The sequence below is a fragment of the Bacillus mobilis genome, from assembly GCF_001884045.1.
In the GTDB taxonomy this organism is placed as follows: Bacteria; Bacillota; Bacilli; order Bacillales; family Bacillaceae_G; genus Bacillus_A; species Bacillus_A mobilis.
This window is the reverse complement of the sequence record NZ_MACF01000082.1, coordinates 59,335-69,422: the sequence shown is the minus strand read 5'-3', so window position 1 is coordinate 69,422 and position 10,088 is coordinate 59,335. Positions and strand designations below refer to the sequence as shown.

The window sequence follows — 10,088 nt, the reverse complement described above, 5'->3', positions numbered from 1 at the left end:
GGGATGATGTATCGCTCTGGTGATTTAGCTAGATGGTTGCCAGATGGAAATATTGAGTATGTAGGTAGGATAGATGAACAGATCAAGCTACGAGGCTTCCGTATTGAGCTTGGAGAAATTGAAAGTGTTATCAGAAGAATAACGAGTGTAAAAGATGCTGTCCTACTGGTAAGTGAGCAAGAGGGTGAAAAAAGTATCTACGCTTATTTGGTAGCGGATAGAGAACTGGATATTGGGGTGATTCATGAGGAGTTGGCACAGCAGTTGCCTGCTTATATGATTCCTACCTACATGATGCAAATTGAACGGATTCCGGTAACTAGAAACGGAAAACTGGATAAGGCGGCCTTGCCAAAGATTGAAATGAATAGTACGACAAAATATACAGCACCGAGAAATCAAACAGAAGAAGAGCTTATTTCAATATTTGAACAAGTGCTAGGTATAGAAAAATTAGGAATAACAGATGGTTTCTACGAACTTGGCGGCGATTCTATTAAAGCGATTCGAGTAGTTTCGAAGTTAAGAGAAGCAAATTATAGTGTATCCATGCGTGAAGTTATCCAGCTTCAGACAGTTGAAAGTATTGTCAAAGTGATAAGGCGGACTTCGGAAAAAGCAGAACTTAGTCAGAAAGAGATATCAGGAGAAGTGCCATTAACACCGATACAGAGCACATTTTTCAAATGGCAGCTAGCTAATCCTAATCACTTCAATCAATCTATGATGCTTGTTGCCCTTGAGGGCTTCGATGAAGAAGCAGTCAAACAAAGCTTACTCGCTATTGTGAAACATCATGATATTTTGAGAGCAATATTTACAAATGGAAAACAAGAAATCTTTAGTATGGATCATAGTGAAAAGTTTGAGCTGAATATTTTTGATTTTCATGAACTCAAAGATGATAAATTGCTGCAGGAAGTGGAAAATCGGAATAATAAGTTACAAAGAAGTATGAATTTAGTAACGGGTCCATTAATGAAATGCGCTTTATTCAAAACATCATATGGGGACCATTTAATGATCAGCATACATCATCTTGTGGTGGATGGTGTATCTTGGAGAATTATTCTTGAGGATTTTGAATCTGGTTATAAACAGTATACTGAAACTAAGAAAATTGAGTTCCCTAAAAAAACTACATCGTATCAAGAGTGGTCAAAGGTGTTACTGGAATATCAGGACAGCATCGATTTACAAAATGAGCTAGGGTATTGGAACAGAATTGTCCAAAATGCTGAGTTTGGACAAATTCCTGCTGATGTAGATGGAACAGATGATGAGATAGGGAAGTTATGCTTTGAATTAGACGTACAAAAAACAAAGCAGCTATTACGTTCAAGTAAAATATACAAGGCGGAACTTCAAGATGTTTTATTAGCTGCTTTAGGGCGGGCTAATCAATTGTGGCAAGGGCGAGAAAAGCTAACTTTGTTACTGGAAGGGCATGGAAGGGAAGAACTTAATAAAGACTTACAAATCGATCGAACAGTTGGATGGTTTACGACTATTTATCCTATTACGCTTGAATGCGCAGATACCATTGAAAAGAGTATAGCTAAAACGAAAGAAATATTAAAAGGTATACCAAAATGTGGTATAGGATATGGGATTCTTCAGCAAAGTGAACGCTATGAGATTCCAAGTATCGAGATTGATATTTCCTTTAATTTCTTAGGTGAATTAAATCAGGGGAAATCAAGGTTTAGTAAATCAACATTCTCTACCGGAACTCAGATAGCTGACCAAAATATCATCAACAACTTAATACTGAATGGTATTATTAATGATGGAAAATTCAAAATGGATATTTTTTATAATACAGGAAGATATTCTGAACTTCTGATTAAGCGATTAAAAAAATACTATGAACAAGCTCTGCAAGAGATGATCGATTATTCTAGCCATTTAGTCGAAAACAGTGAATCGGAAAATAAAGTTTATGAGAAGCAAAAATTTGCTCAAAGTGATTTACGAGTTGTAACTAGTAATATTTTTGCACTTAAACCGTACGATATTTTTAATTTTAAAAAGACATTACTGTGTAGAGAGTTGTTAGAGTATGAAAAAAATATTCAGGGCAGAACATCTGAATATTTTGAACCGTTTGCTTATCAAAAATTCTTTCTACATAATTATCCAGATAATATATGCGGTGCTAAAACTGAAATTCAAGGGAATATCACCCAAGAGCAATTAGTTAAGATAGTTAGAGATATAGTATGTGAACAAAGTGTTTTCAGGATTTCTTATGATAAGGATCGGAATTATTTGGAGCAGTATGACTATATACTTGACTGGCATATTCCGTATATTGATATTTCCTCTAGCAATCATTTAGAGCAGAATCTTGAATGGTGTGATGCTGTTATTCAGGTATCTCAATTATTTAATGGGCACCGGTTATTATCTAAAGTATTCATTGTCAAGGTGAGCCCGGATCAATATTTCATATACTTTTTTGTACATCATGGATTATGGGATTTGGCATCTACAGAAATCTTGGATGAGTTAATAAAAGGTAAGCTTTTTGGAAATCAAAAATGCGTGGCGCTTAATCACTATACGGAATATACGAAAGTACGGAATGCTTTGGAGAGCAAAAATCAATTGCAAGCCGACGCAAAGGATTTTGCGGATGAATTCTTCAATCAAGTTAGCGACTATGATGCATTAATGGAAGGAAAAACTCCTCAACGCTGTTTACATGTTAAGTACAAACTTAATGAAGTTATTTTAAACAAAGTATTAGAGGATCCAATTTTGTGGGTAACTCAATTATATGCAGAACTGAATATGCGGCCATATGTTCAATTTGAACCTAAATTCCCGTTCTTATTGATGCACTTTGGTAGGAAAGATATGGGCTTTCACACGGTTGGATTACATCTTGACGTAATACCATACCGATATGATGGCAGTAAGAGATCCGTCATGCTGTTTGGTAGAAATAGAGAGCTTAAAAATTATGGACATTTATTATTTGAGTCGAACAATCATACTTTCGAACAGCGTAGCAAGTACTTTAAAAATATTCCAGTTGTTAATTTCTATGCAGATATGGAAACGGAGAATATTTTTGATAATTTTAACGAATATGAGTTGGAGCTAAAAGATATAGCAGGAGGTAATGAGATTACACTCCGGATTTTCAAAGATATCTTGTATGTTGCGATACCAGTTGTAAGTGATGATACTGATTGTGTATTTAAAATTGCTACTGAATATATAGGCTTGAAAGAGAACTAAAAAATATTGAACGTATCTGTTTAACATTAGAAAGGAGTGCTGTGAAATGAAAGTTGGTGTTATCGGGGCAGGTATAATGGGCAGTGGCGTAGCCCAAAGCCTTGCCCAATCTAATCACAACGTTGTGTTGATTGATCTTCAAGAGGAGGTCCTGAAAAAATCGAGAGACGGAATTTATAATAATATACGTTTTTCAGGTTTTTATAATAAAGAGCTAGAGGGAGAGGATCCAGAGGTTGTTCTTGAGAGAATTGAATTTACAACGCAGTACGAATCATTAAAAGATGCTGATTTTATTGTTGAAAATGTACCAGAACAATGGGAAGTAAAAAGGGAAGCTTATGCTTTGCTTGAAGAAGTGTGTCCAGAACACTGCATTTATATGGTGAATACATCATGTATCTCAATTACAAAGATCGGGGCCTTGACGAAAAGAGCTGATAAGGTAATTGGTGTCCACTTTATGAATCCAGTACCGCTCAAGCCAGTAGTAGAAGCGATCCGAGGATATCATACATCTCAGGAGACCATCGAAGCAACAAAATTACTACTTAGTTCTATGAAAAAAGAAGTCATACTTGTAGAAGATTATCCCGGCTTCGTATCGAACCGAATTTCGCATCTATTTATGAACGAAGCTGCATATGTTCTTCAAGATCAAGTGGCTACAGCTGAAGAAGTGGACGAAATTTTCGTGAAGTGCTTTGGGCATAAAATGGGCCCACTTCGCACTGCAGATCTAATAGGTTTGGATGTTGTTGTTAATTCACTGGATATATTATACGAAAGTTATCAAGATCCGAAATTCCGAGTTTGCCCTTTGCTACGTAAAATGGTAGATGCGGGATTACTTGGCAGTAAAAGTGGACAAGGTTTTTTTGAGTACGCTAGATTTTAGTTTATATATAATTAAAAATTTTTTATGAGGTGATAACATGGATATTAAAGTAAAAATTAAAGGTTTTTTAAGTCGATTTTTTCGCAAACGTGAGCTATTAGATGACGAGGATATCTTCCAGCTTGGTTTTGTTAACTCACTGTTTGCTATGCAATTAGTGATGTTCATTGAGAAGGAGTTTGGTATTCGGATTGATAATCAGGATATGGATTTAGAAAATTTTCGTACCATTACAAAGATTACTGAACTAATCGAACGTAAGTCGGCATAGGGAGGAAAAGAGATGAAAAATGTAGCAGAACAACTGTCAATGCAAGAAGGTTTCCGGTCTTTTGTCGATGAACATATTGTTCCCAATGCTGCTATGATCGATAAGGAGCAGTACATTCCGAAGGATATTATTCACAGCTTAGCTCAAGAAGGATATTTGGGTTCTATGCTTCCGTCACAGTACGGAGGTATGGAACTTGATATGCTCTCAATAGGAATTTTAAATGAAGAAGTAGGGAGAGGATGCTCTTCCGTTCGTAGCTTGTTGACTGTTCATGGGATGGTTGCTTTGGCAATTCATCGTTGGGGGACTCAGGAGCAGCGTGAATATTGGTTACCGAAGCTGGCAACAGGATCAGTTGTTGGGGCATTTGGTCTTACAGAGCCCCATGTCGGTAGTGATGCGAAAAGCATTCAGACCACAGCAGTGCGGGATGGTGATGATTATGTGCTGAATGGTGTAAAGAGATGGATTACAATGGGGCAAGTTGCTGATCTATTCTTAATTTTCGCTAGATGTGAGGAAGGGCCTGCGGCATTTCTGGTAGAGCGTACCCAATTGGGGCTAGAGGTTGACCCAATCTATTCAATGCTTGGAGCAAAGGGATCAATGCTTGGAGAAATAAAATTGACACAATGTCGCATTCCGAAGGAGAATCTTATTGGTCAGATTGGGACGGGTCTTTCCCATGTCGCTTTATCTTGCCTAGATTACGGTCGCTATACGATTGCTTGGGGATGTGTTGGTTTAGCTCAGGCTTGCCTAGAACAGTCGCTAAACTATGCTAAGAAGAGACAACAGTTCGGATCCTCAATCGGAAATAATCAACTGATTCAGAAAATTATTACAGAGATGATTGTGCAAGTAAAAGCCGCTCGATTGTTATGTGTGAATGCAGGCCGATTGAAAGATGAAGGAGATCCAGAGTCTATTATGGAGACGTGGAATGCTAAATATTATGCCTCTCTCATGGCGACGAGGGTTGCAAATGACGCTGTCCAAATTCATGGTGCGAATGGTTGCTTTGGAGAGTACCCAGTGGAAAGGTATTATAGGGATGCAAAAATTAATGAAATTATCGAGGGAACGTCACAAATGCATGAAGTAATGATCGCTACTTATGCATTGGCAAGTATTAATTAGTCATAAATCATATAAAGAGGGGATTAATATGGCAGAGCAGCTACAAAGTACGGTATTGGAAAAGGTAAAGCATAATAAAATTAAATTGGTTATTTGGGATTTGGACCACACTATTTGGGATGGCGTATTAATGGAGGATAAGGAAGTTCGTTTGAAAGAAGGGGTTGTTGATGTGATTCGTACTCTTGATGAGCGCGGTATTCTACAATCAATTTCAAGTAAAAATGAATACAGTACTGCCATGGCTAAGTTGGAAGAGTTAGGTATTCATGAATATTTTCTCTATCCGCAAATTAATTGGAACTCCAAATCAAGCTCAATTCAAGCAATTGTCGAGGCTGTTAATATCGGAATGGACACGGTTGCCTTTGTAGACGATCAATTGTTCGAATTGGAGGAAGTGAATTTTGAACTACCCGAAGTATGTTGCATAAATGCTACCGAATATCAGGATATCCCGGGAATGGATATTATGATCCCCCGTTTTATTACGGAAGATTCGAAATTTAGGAGGATGATGTACAAAAGCGACGAAATTCGCAAGAATGCTGAAGAACAATTTACTGGTCCTAAGGATGAGTTTCTTGCCTCATTAAATATGGTATTTACGATTTCACCACTTAGGGAAGATGATTTGAAGCGAGCAGAAGAGCTTACAATTCGAACGAATCAGCTCAACACTACTGGGTACACGTATTCTTACGAAGAGCTGGAACAGTTAATAAAATCGGATAAGCACAAGTTGTTCATTACCAGTTTAGAGGATAAATACGGTGCATATGGAAAAATAGGACTTGCCCTTTTAGAATGCGATGAAACGAATTGGACTTTTAAATTACTACTCATGTCTTGTCGAGTTATGTCCAGAGGGGTTGGGACGGTTTTAATAAATTATATCATGGCTCAAGCGAAGGAAGAGGGAGCAAAAATCCGAGCAGAATTTAAGTTAACAGATCGAAATCGAATGATGTACATAACTTACAAATTTGGCGGCTTTAAAGAAATTTATCAAGAGGAAGATTTCGTCATCTTTGAAAATGACTTAAGTTACATACAAGATATCCCGCCTTATATCACTTTAAAAGTACTTGATTAATAATCCGCTAAATGGAGGCGTATGTATGGAGAGAATTGCACTATTATTTCCGGGCCAAGGTTCCCAATTTGTGGGAATGGGAAAGGGACTTTACGATCAATACCCTATAGCAAGGTTAACCTTTGAAGAGGCGTGTGATATTACTGGGATAAATATTGCCAAGCTTTGTTTTGAGGGAAGTTTATGGGAATTAAATCAGGGAGAAAACTTGTTGCCAGCGCTATTGACAACATGCGTCGCGGCGTTTCGAGTATACATGGAGGAGATCGGTATCCGGCCACAAATTTGTGCGGGACATAGCCTGGGAGAGTATTCAGCCTTAGCCTGCTCAGGTGCTATGACGTTTGCTGATGCTGTACGCATAACGAAGTTCCGTGGGAAATTGATGCAAGATTACAATGATAAAAATATTGGATCGATGACAATTTTGGACAGTGTAGATGCTAGAATAGTAGAGCGTCTCTGTAAACGGTACTCGGGAGATAATGGGCTGGCGGCTATATCCTGCTATAATTCGCCAACACAGGTAGCTATCTCGGGACACCAGGCCAATGTAGAGGAAGTGGAGGTGTGTGTTCTCGACGAGGGTGGCCAAATCACCCCCCTTATGTCGAGTGCCCCAATCCATAGCCAGCTTATGCTAGAAGAGGCAAAAAAACTACGTTATGAACTATCTGATTATACATTTAATATGTTTAAGTGGCCTGTTATTTCCAATGTTACTGGACGCCCTTTTGGAAATCCTGATAATATTTCGAGACTTCTCACGATGCAAATGACAAAGCCTGTACAATGGATTGAAACGCTTCGTTATCTACAGAGAGCAGGCGTAACACACGCCATTGAAATCGGACCTAAGAATGTGTTGAATAAATTGACCGAAGTGAATCTTCCAAACATTACATCGCTATGTTTTGGAGAAAAAGCTGATCGGGAATTAATGATCAATCTATCTGAATTAGGTAGCCAGCAAAAAAAAGGTATGCAAACGGTAATTACAAAATGCTTGGCTATTGCTGCTGCAACACCGAATCTAAATTGGGATGAGGTTCAGTATCAAGAAGGGGTTATACAGCGCTATAAGCGTATACAAAAAATCCAGGAGGAAGTCGAACAAACGGAGGGGAAACCAACGAAAAAACAAATGGTCGAGACGCTGGGGTTACTGCAAGGGATTTTTGAAGTAAAAAAACTCCCCCATGAGGAAAGAAGGAAATGGTTGTATAATATCATAGATGATACGGGGAATTATTACGAGTTAGTGGAATTTTTTATGGATGATGAGATTCAAACTAGCAAATAGATCTTACTAGATGAAAGAGCTTTTTAAACAATGAAGATTGATAAATTAAGAGTCTGTAATATGAAAATTAATTAGAATGGAAGTAGAAGAAAGGTGTAAGACTGTCATAAGCGGGTATGGCGAGCGATAGGTCGCCGTACCGTGGGACTGGCAGCATCAAAGAATAGTAGAAAAGTTGATCGCAGGTGTATATACGTTGTTATTTTTAATAAAATACAATTTAAAGTGAAGTAAAAAAGTGTGTTTTAACATAGTTTTGATAATGTTGATATATTTATTTGAAATTTTCTTATCATTATAAAATACTATTTAGTTAAAGGGATATTTCTTTTTTTAGAATTGGTAAAAAATATTAAGAGGAAGTGCAAGAGATATGTTAGAAGTATACGTCTTACAGGTTCCAGATGAACTCCCTCATCAAACGTTCTTGATGCTTTTGAATTGCGTTTCTAATGATAAACGTGAACGTATTAGGCGATTCAAAAGAAAAGAAGATGCATACCGTACGCTTATGGCAGATATACTAATACGCTCTATTATTTTAACAAAATATGGAGTGCCTAATCGAGAAATTACATTTATATATAACTCCTATGGCAAACCGTTTTTATCATGGGATAGTAGTTTTTCGTTTAATGTTTCACATTCAGGAAAATGGGTTGTAGCTATTGTAGGAAAACAACAATTGGTAGGGATTGACATCGAAGGGGTTCAGCCAATCGGGATGGAAATTGCTAGACGATTCTTTGCTCCAGAAGAGTACGAGGAGCTGAAAGTAAAGAAGGAGAAAGAGCGTCTATTATATTTCTATGATTTGTGGACTTTAAAAGAAAGTTATATCAAGGCAATTGGTCATGGATTGTCTATTCCATTGGATTCATTCGTGATACAACGGAAGGACTTACTTGAGCAATTTGCTATCTGTCAGAACCATTCTCCAAAATCTTTTTTCTTTCGACAATATGATATTGATACTGTGTATAAGCTGTCTACTTGTGCTACGACGGATAACTTTCCTGAATCGATTATTGAGTGTAATATTTATGAATTATGCAATCAATTCCTTTAAGAGTGAGAGGAGTGGGGGATTTGAAAAAAATGAAATTGATTTGTATTCCGGCCGCAGGGGGAACGGCCGCAGCTTATTGGAAGTGGAAACAATACCTACATCCGTCTATTGAATTGGTTCCAGTTGAGCTTTCTGGAAAAGGAAGTAGATTTTCTCAACCGCTCTATGAAAATGTAGAAGAGGCAGTTTGTGATATTTTGTCCTCAATTCGCAAAGATATTTCAGACAGTGCATATGCAGTATTCGGTCACAGTATGGGAGCTATGTTAGCATTTGAATTATTATATAAACTAGAGGAGTCTGGATTTAATCTACCTATATGCTCTTTTTTCTCTGGAAAGAATCCACCACATCAAGTAACTCATAAGAATCGTCATTTGCTTAATGATGAAGAGTTTTGGCACGAAGTTAGGGGGATAGGAGGGACTCCAGAAGAAGTATTAGTAAACCCGGAGGTAAGAGAGTTATTTTCTCCAATCTTACGCCGGGACTTTAAATTGGTAGATACGTATAAGTTCACCCCTGACCGGGATACGATTAGCTGTCCGTTTGTGGTCATGAATGGGCATAAGGATAATCTTATCTCAACTGAAAAAATGAAGGAATGGGCACTATACAGTGGATGTAAGACAGACCTATACGATTTTAAAGGAGATCATTTCTTTATATTTGATTATTCGAAAGAAGTATTAAAAATAATAAATCAGCATTTATTGCGAGATATTCGTTTGGATATCTAAAAGAGTTTTGATGTTCTTATTGAATCCTGTTAGAAACTTCAAATGATTTCAGAATACATAAAAATACAAACTTAAAATCGAATATTTAGTTCATAAGATTTATATTTTTGTTTTGAATTTAAAATCATGTATTTCTATAATCGCTAAACATCTAATAATGTGACGATAAGAGGAGCTGTTCAATATATGAGCAACTCTTTTTTTATAAATAGTGTTGTTTAGGAATTAGTTTGTTGAAAAGGAAGATATAAACTCCATTTTCAATAAAAGATCTAAAAGCTATATATTAAGTTATATATTTTTTTATTTATATATTGCA

8 protein-coding genes and 1 pseudogene are annotated in these 10,088 nt (G+C 37.0%); all 9 read left to right on the top strand.

The window, feature by feature from the left end:
* Nucleotides 1-124: pseudogene (locus tag BAQ44_RS31810) on the top strand (hypothetical protein); the annotation flags it as partial.
* Nucleotides 103-3,249 carry a condensation domain-containing protein gene (locus BAQ44_RS14870; protein ID WP_428839378.1) on the top strand — a complete coding sequence of 1,049 codons (3,147 nt, stop codon included), beginning with the start codon at nt 103-105 and terminating at the stop codon, nt 3,247-3,249. The pseudogene BAQ44_RS31810 and the gene BAQ44_RS14870, both read left to right, overlap by 22 nt.
* A gap of 46 nt (nt 3,250-3,295) precedes the next feature.
* The gene (locus BAQ44_RS14865; protein WP_071722132.1) at nt 3,296-4,147 is read left to right on the top strand and encodes a 3-hydroxyacyl-CoA dehydrogenase family protein; all 852 of its coding nucleotides are present in this window, start codon (nt 3,296-3,298) and stop codon (nt 4,145-4,147) included.
* Between the two features lie 37 nt (nt 4,148-4,184).
* On the top strand, nt 4,185-4,418 hold the full coding sequence (locus BAQ44_RS14860) for an acyl carrier protein (protein WP_071722130.1): 234 nt from the start codon (nt 4,185-4,187) through the stop codon (nt 4,416-4,418).
* Nucleotides 4,419-4,430: 12 nt separating this feature from the next.
* Nucleotides 4,431-5,561, top strand: coding sequence for an acyl-CoA dehydrogenase family protein (locus BAQ44_RS14855; protein ID WP_071722128.1), 1,131 nt, complete (start codon nt 4,431-4,433; stop codon nt 5,559-5,561).
* Nucleotides 5,562-5,589: 28 nt separating this feature from the next.
* Nucleotides 5,590-6,657 carry an HAD-IIIC family phosphatase gene (locus BAQ44_RS14850; protein ID WP_071722126.1) on the top strand — a complete coding sequence of 356 codons (1,068 nt, stop codon included), beginning with the start codon at nt 5,590-5,592 and terminating at the stop codon, nt 6,655-6,657.
* A gap of 25 nt (nt 6,658-6,682) precedes the next feature.
* Nucleotides 6,683-7,960, top strand: a complete 1,278-nt coding sequence (gene fabD / locus BAQ44_RS14845) for an ACP S-malonyltransferase (protein WP_071722124.1) — start codon at nt 6,683-6,685, stop codon at nt 7,958-7,960.
* Between the two features lie 373 nt (nt 7,961-8,333).
* On the top strand, nt 8,334-9,029 hold the full coding sequence (locus tag BAQ44_RS14840) for a 4'-phosphopantetheinyl transferase family protein (protein WP_071722121.1): 696 nt from the start codon (nt 8,334-8,336) through the stop codon (nt 9,027-9,029).
* A gap of 29 nt (nt 9,030-9,058) precedes the next feature.
* Nucleotides 9,059-9,769 carry a thioesterase II family protein gene (locus tag BAQ44_RS14835; protein WP_071722138.1) on the top strand — a complete coding sequence of 237 codons (711 nt, stop codon included), beginning with the start codon at nt 9,059-9,061 and terminating at the stop codon, nt 9,767-9,769.
* The last annotated feature ends 319 nt before the right edge of the window (nt 9,770-10,088 follow it).